The following is a 14,774-nucleotide window of genomic DNA, read 5'->3' as shown; positions in this document are numbered from 1 at the left end:
GCGCGCGCGCTCACTCGTCCTTCGCGGGCGCGTCGGCTTCGTCGTCGTCCTTCGCGCGCGTCGAGTTGGCTTCCTTGATCAGGCGCGACATTTCCACCGCCTTTTCGATCGTCTGGTCGTAATGGAAATGCAGCGTCGGCACCGTATGAATGTGCAGGCGCTTGAACAGCAGGTTGTGCAGGTGACCCGACGCGTGGTTCAGCGCCTCCTGCGTCTTGTCCGGATCGCCGGTCAGCGCCGTGAAATAGATCTTCGCGTGCGCATAGTCCGGCGTGAGTTCCACGCTCTGGATGGTCACGATGCCGATGCGCGGATCCTTGACCTCGCGCATGATGAGTTCGGACAGATCGCGTTGAATCTGGTCTGCAATCTGAACGTTGCGATTGGGGGAAGTACGTTTCCTGGACATGATCGATCCGTGATCCGTTTATCAGGATAAAGCGGCGCGCCGCTGGCACGCCACCATGAAAATGGGCGGGACAGGCCCAAGCCTGCCCCGCCCACGAGCCGATACGCGACGATTACAGCGTACGTGCGACTTCGGTCACTTCGAAGACTTCGAACTGGTCGCCTTCGATGATGTCGTTGAAGTTCTTCACCGACATACCGCACTCGAAGCCTTGCTTGACTTCCTTCACGTCGTCCTTGAAGCGCTTCAGCGATTCGAGTTCGCCCGTGAAGATCACGACGTTGTTGCGCAGCACGCGAACCGACGACGAGCGCTTGACGATACCGTCGGTGACCATACAGCCGGCAACCGTACCGACCTTCGGCACCTTGAACACCTGGCGCACCTCGACCATGCCCGTCACGACTTCGCGCTTCTCCGGCGCCAGCATGCCCGACATCGCGGCCTTCACCTCATCCACTGCGTCGTAGATGATGTTGTAGTAGCGAATGTCGATGCCGTTCGCTTCGGCCAGCTTGCGCGCCTGTGCATCCGCACGCGTGTTGAAGCCGATGATGACCGCCTTCGATGCCGTCGCGAGGTTGACGTCGTTCTCGCTGATGCCGCCCACCGCGCTGTGCACGATCTGCACGCGCACTTCGTCGGTCGACAGCTTGAGCAGCGACTGCACGAGTGCTTCCTGCGAGCCCTGCACGTCCGCCTTGATGATGAGCGGCAGGTTCTGCACTTCGCCTTCGCCCATCTGCTCGAGCATGCTTTCCAGCTTCGCGGCCTGCTGCTTCGCCAGCTTGACGTCGCGGAACTTGCCCTGGCGGAACAGCGCGATTTCGCGCGCCTTGCGCTCGTCCGGCAGCACGATCACTTCCTCGCCTGCACCGGGCACCTCCGACAGACCCTGGATTTCGACCGGGATCGACGGGCCGGCTTCCTTCGTCGGCTTGCCGTTCTCGTCGAGCATCGCACGCACGCGGCCATAAGCCGTGCCTGCCAGCACGATGTCGCCGCGGTTCAGCGTACCGGACTGCACCAGGATCGTCGCGACCGGGCCCTTGCCCTTGTCCAGCTTCGCTTCGATCACGATGCCCTTGGCCGGCGCCTCGACCGGTGCCTTCAGTTCCAGCACTTCGGCCTGCAGCAGCACGTTCTCGAGCAGGTCGTCGATACCGGCACCCGTCTTGGCCGACACCGGCACGAACGGCGAATCACCACCGTATTCTTCCGGCACGACGCCTTCCGCGACCAGTTCCTGCTTGACGCGGTCCGGGTTCGCTTCCGGCTTGTCGATCTTGTTGATCGCCACGACGATCGGCACGCCGCCCGCCTTCGCGTGAGCGATAGCTTCCTTGGTCTGCGGCATCACGCCGTCGTCGGCAGCGACCACCAGCACGACGATGTCGGTCGCCTTCGCGCCACGTGCACGCATTGCCGTGAACGCCTCGTGACCCGGCGTATCGAGGAACGTGATGACACCGCGCGGCGTTTCGACGTGATATGCGCCGATGTGCTGCGTAATACCGCCCGCTTCGCCCGCTGCAACCTTCGCGCGGCGGATGTGGTCGAGCAGCGAGGTCTTGCCGTGGTCGACGTGACCCATCACGGTGACGACCGGCGGACGCGGCAGTTGCTCCGCATCGGTACCGGTCTCGCCTTCGACCAGCAGTGCTTCCGGATCGTCCAGCTTCGCTGCGACCGCGCGGTGGCCCAGTTCCTCGACGACGATCATCGCCGTTTCCTGGTCCAGCACCTGGTTGATCGTGACCATCTGGCCCATCTTCATCATCACCTTGATGACTTCGGAGGCCTTGATCGACATCTTGTGCGCGAGATCGGCAACCGAGATCGTTTCCGGCACGTGCACTTCACGCACGATCGGCTCGGTCGGTGCCTGGAACGTCGATGCGCTGTCCTGGTGACGGCCGCGCCCCTTCGGGCCGCCGCGCCAACCGCGGTCGACGCCGCCGCTCGAATCGCCGCGCGTCTTGATGCCCCGACGCTTGGCCGCGTCGTCCTGCCAGCCGCCCTTGCCACCGCCCGGCTTCTTGTTGCGGTCGCCCGCGCCTGCCGGTGCCTGGGTCGTCGCCGGCGCTGCGCCTGCCGGCTTCTTCACGGCCGGACGCGCCTGCGCGCCTGCGCCTGCCGGCTTGGCCGGCTTGTGCAGCGTGCCCTTCGCTTCGGCCGGCTTCGCCGGTTCCACCGGCTTCGGCGGCTCGACTGCCTTGACCACGGCCTTGCGCGGCGTGTTCATCATTTCGCGGATAGCGCGCGCTTCGGCTTCTGCCGCCGCGCGACGCTTGCTGATCTCTTCCTGCTCGGCCCGCGCCTTGTCGGCCGCCTCGCGGGCAGCGTCTTCGGCCTTCTTCGCCGCTTCACGCTGGGCCGCACGTTCGGCGGCCGCGCGTGCTTCGTCCTGCGCGGACTGCGCACCGGATGCTTCCTGCTGGGCTTCGGCGGCCTGCTGGGCCGCAGCCTGCTGGGCCGCCGCGGCTTCGGCCGCGGCGCGCTTCGCCGCTGCTTCTTGCTCGGCACGGCGACGCTCGGCTTCGGCCGCTTCCTCGCGGGCACGGCGCTCGGCTTCCTCGCGCTCGAGGCGTTCCTGACGCTCGCGCAGTTCCTGCGCCTGCTTTTCGAGCAGCTCGGCCTCACGGCGCGCTTCTTCCTCGCGACGCTTCAGATCCGCATCGTCATCCGCTTCGGCAACCTGCGCCTGACCCTGTTCCGCACCCTCGGCCACGTCGTCGCGCTTGACGAACGTACGCTTCTTGCGGACCTCGACCTGAATGGTGCGAGCCTTGCCCGTCGCGTCAGACTGCTTGATCTCCGACGTATGCTTGCGGGTCAGCGTGATCTTGCGCTTGTCGCCGTCGGTTGCGCCGTGCGACTTGCGCAAATGATCGAGCAGACGCGCCTTGTCCGCCTCGGACAGCGCATCGTCTTCACTCGCTTTCTGGACGCCCGCTGCCTGCAGCTGTTCGAGCAGCACACCAGCAGGCATTTTCAGTTCCGCGGCAAATTGGGCTACGTTGTTACTCGCCATTCATTCCTCTTAGTGCAAGGACCGATTCCTTGCGGTTAGCATCGGGTCAGGCCATACGGCCGCCATCAAATCAGTGCGCCATGGTCATTTCTCACTGGAACCAGTGTTCACGTGCTTTCATGATCAACGCCTTAGCGGCATCCTCTTCCATCCCGGTCATGTCGACCAGTTCATCCACAGCCAGCTCGGCGAGATCGTCGCGCGTCTGCATGCCGTGTTCGGCCAGCTTCGCGAGCAACTCCGGCGTGACGCCGTCGAGGCCCTTCAAATCCAGCGCTGCGTTTTCGACCTTTTCTTCGTTCGCGATCGCCATCGTCAACAGCGCGTCGCGTGCGCGGTTGCGCAGCTCGTGCACGGTGTCCTCGTCGAACGCCTCGATTTCGAGCATTTCGTTGAGCGGCACGTAAGCGATCTCTTCGAGGCTCGTAAAGCCTTCGTCGATCAGAATGTCGGCAACTTCTTCGTCGACGTCGAGACGCGCCATGAACAGCGAACGCAGTCGATCGCGCTCTTCACCCTGCTTCAGGGCGGATTCGTCCGGCGTCATGATGTTGATCTGCCAGCCGGTCAGCTCGCCAGCAAGGCGAACGTTCTGACCGCTGCGGCCGATCGCGACGGCCAGCTCGTTTTCGTCGACGACGACGTCCATCGAGTGCTTTTCTTCATCGACGACGATCGACTGGACGGCTGCCGGCGCGAGCGCGCCGATCACGAACTGGGCGGGATCCTCGGACCATAGCACGATGTCGATGTTTTCGCCACCAAGCTCGTTGCGCACGGCCTGCACGCGCGAACCGCGGATGCCGACGCAGGTGCCGATCGGATCGATCCGCTTGTCGTAGGCGATCACGCCGATCTTCGCGCGCACGCCCGGATCGCGAGCGGCTGCCTTGATCTCGAGCAGGCCCTGCTCGATTTCCGGCACTTCCATCTCGAACAACTTCATCAGGAACTCGGGCGCCGTGCGCGAGAGTTCGATCTGCGGGCCGCGTGCGGTGCGGTCGACCTTCGCGATGTATGCGCGCACGCGGTCACCCACGCGCAGGTTTTCCTTCGGGATCAGCTGGTCGCGGCGCAGCAGCGCTTCGACACGGCCCGATTCGACGATGAAGTTGCCCTTGTCGAGGCGCTTCACCGTGCCCGTCATGATCTTTTCGCCGCGCTCGAGGTAATCGTTCAGGATCTGCTCGCGCTCGGCATCGCGCACCTTCTGCAGGATCACCTGCTTGGCGGCTTGCGCGCCGATACGGCCGAACTCGATCGACGGCACCGGCTCCTCGATGAATTCGCCGACTTCGACGTCGGGGTTCTGCTCACGCGCTTCGAACAGCAGGATCTCGCGATCCGGCTCCTGCAAGCCTGCCTCGTCGGGCACGACGAGCCAGCGACGGAAGGTTTCGTGCTCGCCGCTTTCGCGATCGATATGGACGCGGATTTCGGCGCCTTCGTCGAACAGCTTCTTGGAAGCGGACGCGAGCGCAGCCTCGAGAGCGCCCAGCACCACATCCTTGTCGACGTTTTTCTCGCGCGCCAGCGCATCCACCAGCATCAACACTTCGCGACTCATTATTTGCGGCTCCTAAAGTCAACTTGCGGAATCAGGCGGGCTTTGTCGATATCGGCCAGCGTGAAATCCAGCATGGCTGCCTCGCCCTTCTTCCTCTCAAATTCCAAACCGATCGTTTCGCCATTCGGCGCGTGCAGAATGCCCCGGTACGTCTTGCGCCCGTCCAGCGGCTTTTTCAAGGTCACGGAAACTTCGCTGCCGGCGAAGCGCTCGAAGTCGGCCAGCTTCTTCAACGGGCGGTCGAGCCCCGGGGACGAGACTTCGAGCCGTTCGTAATCGATGTTTTCGACCGTCAAGACGTGCTGGAGCTGACGCGTGACCTTTTCGCAATCTTCGAGCGAGATGCCGGCAGGCTGATCGATATAGATGCAAAGCATGCCGCGCCCGGTGCGCTCGAGATCCACCAGCTCGTAGCCGAGCCCGGTGACCGTGGTTTCTATCAGTTCCGTCAGTTGCACAGTGTCCTCTCAGGTGTTCGCGCCCGCCGCTCGCGATTCACCCGCGGGCGCGCGCCTTAGCCGGCGCAGGAAGCGCTACCCGAGATGCCTAACCGTTTCAGCAAAAAAAAATGGGCGGAACGCCCATCTTCTTACTGGTGGTCGCACCTGAGCCGCACATTGAATCCGTACGCCCAGCGACTCCGCGATTATAGCGATTTTTGGCGCAAACGCCAAGCCAGCCGGTAAAAGCAGCGCCCAGCCCGCCTTTACCGACCAAAAATGCGAAACCGGACTGCCCGACCAGGCGACACAATCCGGCAGCGCGTATATATACAGTCAAAAGCAAACCGCGCAACGCGAGGTGCCGACGCAACCCGACTCGCGCCAGTATTGCGGGCACGCCGGCGGCTTCACGCCGCCGACCGCCGAAAACGCTCAGCGACCGCGCGAGCGATTACGCTGCGGACGCTGGCCGCCGCGCGCACCACCGCCACCGTTGCCGGCGCCTTCGGCGCGATTGCCGTTCGGATTGCGGTTGCCGCCCTTGCCGCCGCCGCGCTTGCCGCCCGCGCCTTCACGCTTGGGGCCGGCGCCATAAGACGCACGATTGCCATCGACATCGCGGCCGCCGCCCGAGCGGTTGCCGTAGCCCGACGGCGAAACCGGCAGGCTGCCGTAGCCGCTCAGGCCAGGCAAGCCCGGGGCGCCACGTCGACCGCCACCGCGACGCGGCTGATCGAGCTGACCATGCGTCGTCAGCACCGGCTCGCGGCCAATGAAGCCCATCGACGTCTGCATCGGATCCGGCTGGCGACGCTCGGCCTGCCCGCCACCGCCACGCTTGCCCTTTTCCTCGGACGGCGCCTTCAGGCCGACGGTCGCCATCAGCTTGCGCACCTGCGCTTCGTCGAGCTCCTCCCAACGACCGCGCTTCAGGCCGCGCGGCAGCGGAATCGGACCGTGACGCGTCCGGATCAGGCGGCTCACCATCAGGCCGGCCGCCTCGAACATCCGGCGCACTTCGCGGTTGCGGCCTTCGGCCAGCGCGACGTGATACCAATGATTCGTGCCTTCGCCGCCGCCGTCGCGGATGCGCAGGAAGTTCGCCGGGCCGTCATCGAGTTCGACGCCGTGCAGCAGCTTCTGCCGCATCCCTTCGGACAGTTCGCCGACCACGCGCACCGCATACTCGCGCTCGACGCTGTAGCGCGGATGCATGAAACGGTTTGCGAGATCGCCCGACGTCGTGAGCATCAGCAGACCTTCGGTGTTGAAGTCGAGACGCCCCACCGCGAGCCATTTCGCCGTCTTCATCGGGGGCAGGCGATCGAACACCGACGGACGACCCTCCGGGTCCGCGTGACTGACGATCTCGCCCGTCGGCTTGTGGTACAGCAGCACGCGCGGCGGCTTGTTCGGCAGCTTGCGCTTGACGGGCTTGCCGTTGATGCGGACCTGGTCGGTCGGCATGATGCGCTGACCGATGTGCGCGGGCTCACCGTTCACCGACACGCGGCCGGCGACAATCAGCTCCTCCATTTCACGGCGCGAGCCCATGCCGGCTTCCGCAAGCACCTTGTGGAGCTTCGGCGCGTCGTCGTCAGGCGACAGCACGCGCTTGTTCGTCGGCTGGTTGCGGCCGCGACGCAGCATCGGCGCACGTACGCCGCTGCCGCCGGCGGAATTGTCCGCATCGAACGCCGGCGACGTCACATAGGCGAACAGGTCGTCCTGCGACGCCGCGTCGCCGTCGGCCTTCGCCGCACCGCCCTCGGCCTTCGCCGCGCCACCGCGCCGCCCCTGGCCGCCTTGCCCGCCCTGGGCACCCTTGGCCGCGCCTTCGCGCTTGCCGACCGGCTTGCGGCCGCCCTTTGCCGCGCCTTCCTTGCGCGGCGCGCGTGCGGGCTGAGCTTCGGCCGCGGCCGGCTGCGCGTCCGCGCCTTCGCCGCCCTGCGACTCGCCATCGCCCTTCGACTTGGCCGCCGCGCGGCGGCGCGCGATCAGGCTGCGCGGGCCGCGCCGCAGGCCGCGACGGGGACGCTCGTCACCACCCGCGGCCGGAGCATCCTGCTCCGGCGCATCCTCGGCACGCGCGGCCTGGACGGCAGGCGCGGACGATTCAATATCGTGGATATCAGTCAAAACAACCTCAAAATGTCAGGTCTCGCGCCCGGCTCGGGCGCGGCAAGAAGTCGGCCGCGATCAGGCGCGGCGCTGTTCGGGTTCTGCTTCGTCGTCCGGCAGTGCGTCGGCGCCGATGGGCGCGCTGGCACTGCGTACGGCATCGGCGAGGCTGTCGGACGTATCGTCCAGCAGTTCGCCGTCCGCGGGACGGGAGCGTGAGGCGTCGGCCTGGCCAGCCTCGCCCGGCATGTCGCCGGCCGCTTCCGCTCCGTCTCCGGCAACCTCGTCGGCAGCCGGCTTGCGATCTTCCTCGTTCCCTTCCGCGCGCAGCGGCTCGGGCTGCTCGCCGGCCGGCGCTACTTCGGCGCCGCCCTGTTCCATCTGAACGCGATCAGCTTCCAGCGTATCGCGGTTCGGCATTTCCTGCGTCGACGCACCTTCCGCCGCGGCATCGCCCGGCAACTCATCCGGCTGCGCGTGCGACACGTCGGCCGCCGCTTCGCCGGCTTCCGGCACCGCGTCCGCCACCGGCGCATCACCGCCGAAATCCATCGCCTGCTGCGCGAGCAGCGCGGCCTCGATGTTCGCGGCCGGTTCCTCGAGCGCCGGCAGGTCGTCGAGCGCCTTCAGGCCGAGATCGTCGAGAAACTGCTTGGTCGTCGCGTACAGCGCCGGGCGCCCCGGCACGTCGCGATGCCCGATCACCTCGATCCAGCCGCGGTCCTCGAGCTGCTTGACCACCTGCGTATTGACCGTGACGCCGCGAATCTCTTCGATGTCGCCGCGCGTGACGGGTTGCCGATACGCGATGATCGCGAGCGTTTCGAGCACCGCGCGCGAATATTTCGGCGGCTTCTCGGGATGCAGCCGGTCCAGATAATGGCGCATCGCCGGCTTGCTCTGAAAGCGCCATCCGGTTGCCAGCGCCACCAGTTCGACACCGCGGCCGGACCAATCCTGTTTCAGATCTTCGAGCAACGTGCGGACCGTGTCAGCCGACACGCCGTCGGCAAAGAGCTTGCGCAAATCGCCGAGTTTCAGCGGTTCTTGCGCGCAGATCAAAGCAGTCTCGAGGACGATCTTCGCCTCTTGGGTATTCATGCAGCTAGGCCAGACCCTGTGGTCAAACGAACCGGATCAACAAACAGACGAAAGGAACGGAAGACGCGCTCGCCCGATTCTGATCGGTCATATTGATGGGAGCACGAACCGGGGGTGGCGAACCAACTTCAAGCCAGGCCCAAACCGGACGGAACAGCACGGCTCAACGACGGAACCGCGTGACTGAGCGCCATCTTACGCAAAATTGCCCGGTGCGTAAAGATGAGCCGAACGGCACGCCGCAGCAGCTCCGCCCCGCGCTTCAACGCAGGCCCGCGCTGCGCCCGAGGAACACCCGCAAGCGCTCGACGCCCGCGTCGAGCCGCACCGGATCGCACGCGTAGCACCAGCGCACGAACCCTTCGCCCTCCGGGCCGAATGCGCGTCCCGGCGCCAGTCCAAGCCCGGTCTCGCGCACCAGCGACTTGCAAAACGCGAGACTGTCGTCCGCGCCCGGCAAGCGCAGAAACAGGTACATCGCGCCCGGCGGAGGCGGCACATCGACGCCCGGCAACGTGCGCAGCGCGGCAACCAGGTGGTCGCGTGCGCCACGCAGCGCCGCAACGAACGAGCGCACGAACGATTCGCCGTCGCGCAGCGCGACTTCCCCCGCGGCCTGGATGAAACCCGGCGCACACGACGTGTTGTATTCGACCAGCTTCGACAAATCGCCCATGATCGACGCCGGCGCGACCAGCCATCCGAGCCGCCAGCCCGTCATCGCCCAGGCCTTCGAGAACGAATTCACGACGATGACCCGCTCGTCGCGCGACGCGATGTCGAGAAACGACGGCGCGCCGTCCGCGCCGAACGCGAGCCGCTCGTACACCTCGTCGGAGACCACCCAGATGCCGTGACGCCGGCAATGCGCGAGCACGGCCTGCTGGTCGGCGCGGGACATCGCCCAGCCGGTCGGGTTGTTCGGCGAGTTCACGAACAGCATTCGCGTGCCGGGTGTCAGCGCCGCGAGTAGCCGGTCGATGTCGAGCCCCCAGCCCTCGTCGCCATGGCGGAGCGGCGTGCACTCGACCTGTGCACCGAGAATCTTCGGGATTTCGACAAGGTTCGGCCAGAGCGGCGTGACCGCGACGACGCGATCGCCCGGACCGACCAGCAGTTGCGCGGCCAGCATCAGCGCGCTCACGCCTGAGCTCGTCACGGCAATCGCATCGCCCCCGGTCGCGCCGTGACGCGCGCCCACATAGGCCGCAATCGCGTCGCGCAACGGTACCGTGCCGAGGTTGTGCGTGTAAAAGGTTGCGCCTTCGCGGAGCGCCGCGGCAGCCGCGTCGCGAATGAATGCCGGCGTCACGCGATCGGATTCGCCGAACCAGAATGGCAGCACGTCGGGCACGCCGAAGCCGGCGTTCGCGACTTCCCTGATCAGCGACGGCCGCAGCGCCCGGACCGCGCTGCGTGCCGCCGGCTCGCCCGTCGACGGGCCGACACCTGCGGAATACGTCATCGAGAACCGCCACCGAGGAACACGATCCGCGTAGTGTACCGGCGTGCGCGCCGCATCGGCACCCTCAGTCGAGGTCTTCCGCCCGCGCCGGCATCTGGCGCACGAGTTCCCAGATCGCCTGCGCGGCCGGCGACAGCGACCGGTCCCGGCGGCGCACCAGCTCGACGGTGCGCTCGGTACGCGGCGTCAGCGGCCGCGCGACCAGCGACGATCCCGCCGGCAGCGGCAGCGACAGCCACGGCTGCACGCTCACGCCGACACCGGCCTCGACGAGCCCGAATACCGTCGCCGAATGCCCGAGCTCCTGCATGACCGTCGCGTTCACCCGATGGGCTGCCAGCGCGGCGTCGATCAATGGCCGGCTTCCGGACGCATGGTCGAGCAGGACGAGGCGCTCGCCGTCGAGCGCCGTCCAAGGCACCTCGGCCCGCGCCGCGAGCGGATGATCGGCGCGCACGACCAGGCAAAACGAGTCGGTCATCAACGGTTCGCACACGAGGTCGGCAACGGTGAGCGGCCCGATGACGACGCCGAAATCGACCTCGCTCGACTTCACCTTTCGCAGCACGTCGCTCTGCACGTCGTCGCGCAGGCCGAGCGTGACGAACGGAAACTGGCGCTCGCAGGCCGCGACGACGCGCGGCATCAGCCGGCACGCAATCGTCGGACTCGCGGCGACGATCACGCGCCCCCGCCGCTGCTCGCCGATCTCGCGAATCTCGCGCAGCGTGTCGTCGAGATCGCCGATCAGGCGGGACACGCTCGCGATCAGGTTCGCCCCGACGTCGGTCAACTGCACGTCGCGGGTCGTTCGGTCGATCAGCTTCAGACCGAGTTCGGTCTCGAGTTCGCGCACGCAACGGCTGACCGCAGACTGCGTGAGTCCGATCTCGTCGCCCGCGCGACTGAAGCTCCGCAGCCGCGCAACCTCGATGAATACGCGAAGCTGGCGCAGCGTAACGTTCATCACCTCACCTCATCAATGGTCGATACCGATGCACGATTTTAATGCGCGAAATCGGCTTCCATGCGCGAATGCGGCACCGGCCGCACATGTTTCGCTGCGGTGCAATATCCACGCAAACGCACGTGGCGCGGGCGAATTGCACAAGATTGGTGATTGTCCTGATTTGCTGGCGGGTTATTTTGGCGTCTTATACGCCCCTAGCTGACTTAGCCGTTAGCCCGCTGCCAAGCGGCTCTCGAGGGAATCGCCTCCGACGTGGCACGCATCGTGCTTTACCTGACGCACAGGGCGCAGGTTCAGTCGGACGGAAGGCAAAAACGCCGCTGCCGGTCAACCGGACGCCCCCACCCGGCACTCGACGCTCGAGTGCTTGAAGAGTGCGCGGCGCAGGGCAGCGCACCGGAGTTAGCTTCGCTGAGGTGAGGACATGATGCTGTTCGACGATTTGAGAGATAACGAGTGGGCGCTGGTCGAAGGTCTGTTTTGCTCGGAACCCGCACGTAGTGAACGGCGCGGACGCCCCCGCGTGGAGGCCCGTTCGGTGGTAAACGCCGTGCTGTGGGTACTGTCGACGGGTGAAGGCTGGTCGAAGCTGCCGGGTCGCTATCCGTCGCCGCCGACCTGCCGCCGTCGCTTCGACGAATGGCAGGCAGACGGTACGCTCGCCGAAATCGTCAAGCGCCTCGGCACGAGCGGTCGCCAGATCTCGCTGCGCGGGCGCATCGGGGCAAGCGCGGCGAAGCCGCCCGCACCGCCGAGCCGCGACCGGTTGCGCGGCGCCTTCTGGACCAATCCGGAATCCTGGCGCGCCCCCGTGAAGATGGCGTAACGCATGCTCGATCGGGCGGCTTCGGCCGCCCGGTTTCTTTCGGCGCCTCGCGCTTTGCGCGGCGCCCGCGTCGTCGTCGATTACCGCTGTCGCGCCGCGATACATCTATTTACTATTATTTACAGCAAGCCTGCACTCCCGCGCTTACCTTAGCGACATATCAACAAGCCGCGCCGATGGCTTGAAGGGAGCCCCGCCATGAAATCAATGTCACTGCTCGTCGCATGCGGCATTGTCATTTCGCTGGCGCTGACCGCCCCCGCTCGCGCCGATGATCGCGCGAAACCGCCTCACCGCCAGCAGGATCACCGAAACACCCTTCGCCAGCAACCACCCGGCGCGTCGCCCAATCGACAGACCGTGCCGCGCGGCGATTTGCGCGGCGACATCGCCAGCAACGCACGTGCGCGCATCGGCTCGCAGCCGACGGAACTGCCGCGTCATCCGTAGTCCGCAGGATTTCGTCAAAGAAAGTTCCCGAACTCGGGAACTGCTCGACATACGACGGGTCACATTCGTTGCCATGACCACAGCGTGGCAACAGCAAAAGTATCCGGTACGCCCGTATCCTCGCGATACGGGCTTTTTTTTGAGTGCCGTCGGCGACGGCACGAGGTCAGGAGTGTGACGCTACAGGCGGCTTTCGAGAATCGCCACGGCGCTCGCTTCGCTTAACGCGTAGTCGTCCATACGGCGATCGGTCCAGGAAAGTAATTTTTCGTCGCGTTCGAGGCGCGCGCATTCGGCCCGACCACTATCGGTCAGCACCGCGATGTCGACCGGCGCGTGGAAACCCGGCGCGGGGGCAACCGTCTTCTGCCTGACCGTGTCCATCAGCCCCAGCGACCGGAGATACTCGAACACGCCCGGGCGGCGCGCCCACGGTACCTGGCGGTACTGCACTCGTCTCAATGCGTCGAGCACCGCTTCGTTGGAATACGTGGCCATCTCGATTCTTTCTTAAAGTGCAGCGACAATGCGAAGCGGCGCGCCGGGCGGGAACTCCACCCGCCGATACCGCCACCGATTCTGGTTGCCGACGTTCGGCGTCGCGTCAGGGCCGGATCGTCAGCCGTCCATAAAAAGACACCATACCCCAATCAAATTGATTCTGTTCGATTCATTTGTACTTCTCTTCATCGGTTTCATGCTCTTCCGCAAGAGGCGGAGACTCATCGCGATCGCGAGCGTCGCGCTGCTCTGGCTACTCGCGACAGGCTGGCTCACCGCACCACTCATCGCATGGACCGAGGCGGGCGTGACGCCGGTCGAGCGCCCCGACATGCACGGCCGAACCACGTTGATCATCCTCGGCATCGGCACACGGCGCAGCGACACCGGCCTGCGGCCGCCACCCGACGGGGAAGCACGCATCCGCACGACCGCTGCGCTCTACCGCACATGCCGCGATCAGGCCACCCGCTGCACCGTGGTGATGTCGGGCGGCGACCCTCAACATCACGGCGAAACCGAGGCGGCCGTCTATGGGCGCCGCCTGATCGCGGAAGGCGTCGCTCCCGGCGACCTCGTTCTCGAGCCGAACAGCCGCACCACCTATGAAAATGCGAAATTCACCGCTTCTATACTACGCTCACAACATGACGACTCGCGCATTCTCGTCGCGTCGTCCTACCAGATGCGCCGCGCATTGCTCGATTTCCGCCGCTTCGGCATCGATCCCCAGCCCGTTTATTCCAATCGCCGGCGCGCGCAAACGGGCTGGCTGCCCCGGTGGCACAACCTGGAAAGCGCGAATCAGGCATTGCACGAGTTGATCGGCATCGCGCAGTTCCATGTCTACCGATGGCTCGGCTGGTTTTGATGGCGACGTGTGCAGCGAACGCGAAAACGACTGCGCGGCGCGGGATGGCATGCGCATGACGGCGCACAAGAAGTGTTGCGCGACTTCAACGGGGCCTTGCGCTGCACGGCGATCCGGTGCACATTGATCCGTCACTTTTGTTACACTCGACACGCACTCGATTGCAGTCGCCAGACAAATCGGCAACATTCGGGTTCATCACCACTTAGCGGAGGTAAAGCAATGAAGAAGACGTCCCTGGCTATTCTGGTCGCGATGTCGGCGCTGACTGGCGCAGCGTATGCGCAAGAGAGCACGCAAATCCAGACCATCACCGACCCGGCCAAGATCGCCGAGATCGAGCAGCGCGCACAGGCACTGCAACAGCAGCAAGCAGCCGAGGCTGCACAGCCGGCGATGCAGGAAGAGCACCACGGCAAGAAGGCTGCTCACCACAAGGCAGCGAAGAAGGCTGGCAAGAAGGCCGCCAAGGCCGCTCCGGCAGACGCTGCCAGCCAGTAAGTTCGGCGGCACCGCACAAGCGAAAAGCCGAATCCGGGCAACCGGGTTCGGCTTTTTTGGTTGCGGTGCCCGCGCGCTGTGCTAAAGTCGCGCACCGAAATTTTCCACCCGTGCGCACCCCGGTGCGGAGGACAGCATGAGCAACATTCAACTCGACATCGAGTGGACCGAAGCAGCCACTCGCAAGATCAAGCAACTGATGCCGCGCGGCTCGGACGACGCCTTCCTCGCGCTGCCGCCGATCGAGTGCCTGCCGATGGAGGGCGACGTGCTTTTCCTCGGCCCGCAAGGCAAACAGCAACCGTTCATCGTCGCCGAACGCCAGTATCACCACGACGGCGACGCCGACTGGACGATCATCCTGATTCTCGACGTACCCAGCGCGTCGCACTGACGCGCCGCGGCGGCCGGCAACACGTCCGGCCGCACCACCCTGCTCACACGCGAGCCTCGACAGGACGCGGATCGGCACCCGACAATTACGCGTCCGCCCCGCCAATTCAGAAAAGATTGCG

13 protein-coding genes and 1 pseudogene are annotated in these 14,774 nt (G+C 65.5%); 5 read left to right on the top strand and 9 right to left on the bottom strand.

Going from position 1 to position 14,774, the window contains the following annotated elements:
• Positions 1–10: 10 nt before the first annotated feature.
• The 8 genes from rbfA to ACV22W_RS10155 all read right to left on the bottom strand — a co-directional run bounded on the left by rbfA (position 11) and on the right by ACV22W_RS10155 (position 11,107).
• Positions 11–331 (bottom strand): 30S ribosome-binding factor RbfA, encoded by a 321-nt coding sequence (gene rbfA / locus ACV22W_RS10190; protein WP_448019021.1) that lies wholly within the window; start codon positions 329–331, stop codon positions 11–13.
• A 190-nt stretch (positions 332–521) separates the two neighbouring features.
• Complete coding sequence (infB, locus tag ACV22W_RS10185; protein ID WP_448019020.1) at positions 522–3,443, bottom strand: translation initiation factor IF-2; 2,922 nt, start codon at positions 3,441–3,443, stop codon at positions 522–524.
• 91 nt (positions 3,444–3,534) lie between these two features.
• Positions 3,535–5,010: a transcription termination factor NusA gene (gene nusA / locus ACV22W_RS10180; protein WP_059533060.1), complete on the bottom strand. Its 1,476-nt coding sequence runs from the start codon at positions 5,008–5,010 to the stop codon at positions 3,535–3,537.
• Positions 5,010–5,468, bottom strand: coding sequence for a ribosome maturation factor RimP (rimP, locus tag ACV22W_RS10175; protein WP_014897219.1), 459 nt, complete (start codon positions 5,466–5,468; stop codon positions 5,010–5,012). Before rimP ends, nusA begins: the two co-directional genes overlap by 1 nt.
• Before the next feature lie 417 nt (positions 5,469–5,885).
• Positions 5,886–7,592: a 23S rRNA pseudouridine(2605) synthase RluB gene (rluB, locus tag ACV22W_RS10170; RefSeq protein ID WP_448019019.1), complete on the bottom strand. Its 1,707-nt coding sequence runs from the start codon at positions 7,590–7,592 to the stop codon at positions 5,886–5,888.
• A 60-nt stretch (positions 7,593–7,652) separates the two neighbouring features.
• A complete protein-coding gene (gene scpB / locus ACV22W_RS10165; protein ID WP_448019018.1) occupies positions 7,653–8,675 on the bottom strand; it encodes an SMC-Scp complex subunit ScpB in 1,023 nt (340 codons plus the stop codon).
• 262 nt (positions 8,676–8,937) lie between these two features.
• Positions 8,938–10,140, bottom strand: a complete 1,203-nt coding sequence (locus tag ACV22W_RS10160) for a pyridoxal phosphate-dependent aminotransferase (RefSeq protein ID WP_448019017.1) — start codon at positions 10,138–10,140, stop codon at positions 8,938–8,940.
• A gap of 64 nt (positions 10,141–10,204) precedes the next feature.
• Positions 10,205–11,107: a LysR substrate-binding domain-containing protein gene (locus ACV22W_RS10155; RefSeq protein WP_448019016.1), complete on the bottom strand. Its 903-nt coding sequence runs from the start codon at positions 11,105–11,107 to the stop codon at positions 10,205–10,207.
• A gap of 430 nt (positions 11,108–11,537) precedes the next feature.
• Between ACV22W_RS10155 and ACV22W_RS10150 the strand changes: the two are divergent.
• Both ACV22W_RS10150 and ACV22W_RS10145 read left to right on the top strand, forming a co-directional pair.
• Positions 11,538–11,933, top strand: a pseudogene (locus ACV22W_RS10150) (transposase); the annotation flags it as partial.
• Positions 11,934–12,134: 201 nt separating this feature from the next.
• Complete coding sequence (locus ACV22W_RS10145; RefSeq protein WP_448019015.1) at positions 12,135–12,386, top strand: hypothetical protein; 252 nt, start codon at positions 12,135–12,137, stop codon at positions 12,384–12,386.
• Positions 12,387–12,566: 180 nt separating this feature from the next.
• Here the strand turns inward: ACV22W_RS10145 and ACV22W_RS10140 are convergent, their stop codons facing one another.
• Positions 12,567–12,884 carry a hypothetical protein gene (locus ACV22W_RS10140; protein WP_059510817.1) on the bottom strand — a complete coding sequence of 106 codons (318 nt, stop codon included), beginning with the start codon at positions 12,882–12,884 and terminating at the stop codon, positions 12,567–12,569.
• A gap of 157 nt (positions 12,885–13,041) precedes the next feature.
• On the opposite strand from ACV22W_RS10140, the gene ACV22W_RS10135 reads away from it, so the two are divergent.
• The 3 genes from ACV22W_RS10135 (at position 13,042) to ACV22W_RS10125 (ending at position 14,653) form a co-directional block, all read left to right on the top strand.
• Entirely contained in the window at positions 13,042–13,758 is a 717-nt protein-coding gene (locus ACV22W_RS10135) for a YdcF family protein (protein ID WP_448019014.1), read from the top strand.
• A gap of 222 nt (positions 13,759–13,980) precedes the next feature.
• Entirely contained in the window at positions 13,981–14,259 is a 279-nt protein-coding gene (locus ACV22W_RS10130; RefSeq protein WP_059701473.1) for a hypothetical protein, read from the top strand.
• Between the two features lie 136 nt (positions 14,260–14,395).
• On the top strand, positions 14,396–14,653 hold the full coding sequence (locus ACV22W_RS10125) for a hypothetical protein (protein WP_006486090.1): 258 nt from the start codon (positions 14,396–14,398) through the stop codon (positions 14,651–14,653).
• Positions 14,654–14,774: the final 121 nt, after the last annotated feature.

Source organism: Burkholderia sp. AW49-1 (genome assembly GCF_053427845.1).
This window is presented reverse-complemented; position numbering and strand designations above follow the sequence as displayed.

Bases quoted from the DNA above. Each gene is read 5' to 3' on its own strand.
- rbfA (WP_448019021.1), bottom strand. From the start codon at position 331: ATGCGCGAGGTCAAGGATCCGCGCATCGGCATCGTGACCATCCAGAGC.
- infB (WP_448019020.1), bottom strand. From the start codon at position 3,443: ATGGCGAGTAACAACGTAGCCCAATTTGCCGCGGAACTGAAAATGCCT.
- nusA (WP_059533060.1), bottom strand. From the start codon at position 5,010: ATGAGTCGCGAAGTGTTGATGCTGGTGGATGCGCTGGCGCGCGAGAAA.
- scpB (WP_448019018.1), bottom strand. From the start codon at position 8,675: ATGAATACCCAAGAGGCGAAGATCGTCCTCGAGACTGCTTTGATCTGC.
- ACV22W_RS10160 (WP_448019017.1), bottom strand. From the start codon at position 10,140: ATGACGTATTCCGCAGGTGTCGGCCCGTCGACGGGCGAGCCGGCGGCA.
- ACV22W_RS10155 (WP_448019016.1), bottom strand. From the start codon at position 11,107: ATGAACGTTACGCTGCGCCAGCTTCGCGTATTCATCGAGGTTGCGCGG.
- ACV22W_RS10145 (WP_448019015.1), top strand. From the start codon at position 12,135: ATGAAATCAATGTCACTGCTCGTCGCATGCGGCATTGTCATTTCGCTG.
- ACV22W_RS10140 (WP_059510817.1), bottom strand. From the start codon at position 12,884: ATGGCCACGTATTCCAACGAAGCGGTGCTCGACGCATTGAGACGAGTG.
- ACV22W_RS10130 (WP_059701473.1), top strand. From the start codon at position 13,981: ATGAAGAAGACGTCCCTGGCTATTCTGGTCGCGATGTCGGCGCTGACT.
- ACV22W_RS10125 (WP_006486090.1), top strand. From the start codon at position 14,396: ATGAGCAACATTCAACTCGACATCGAGTGGACCGAAGCAGCCACTCGC.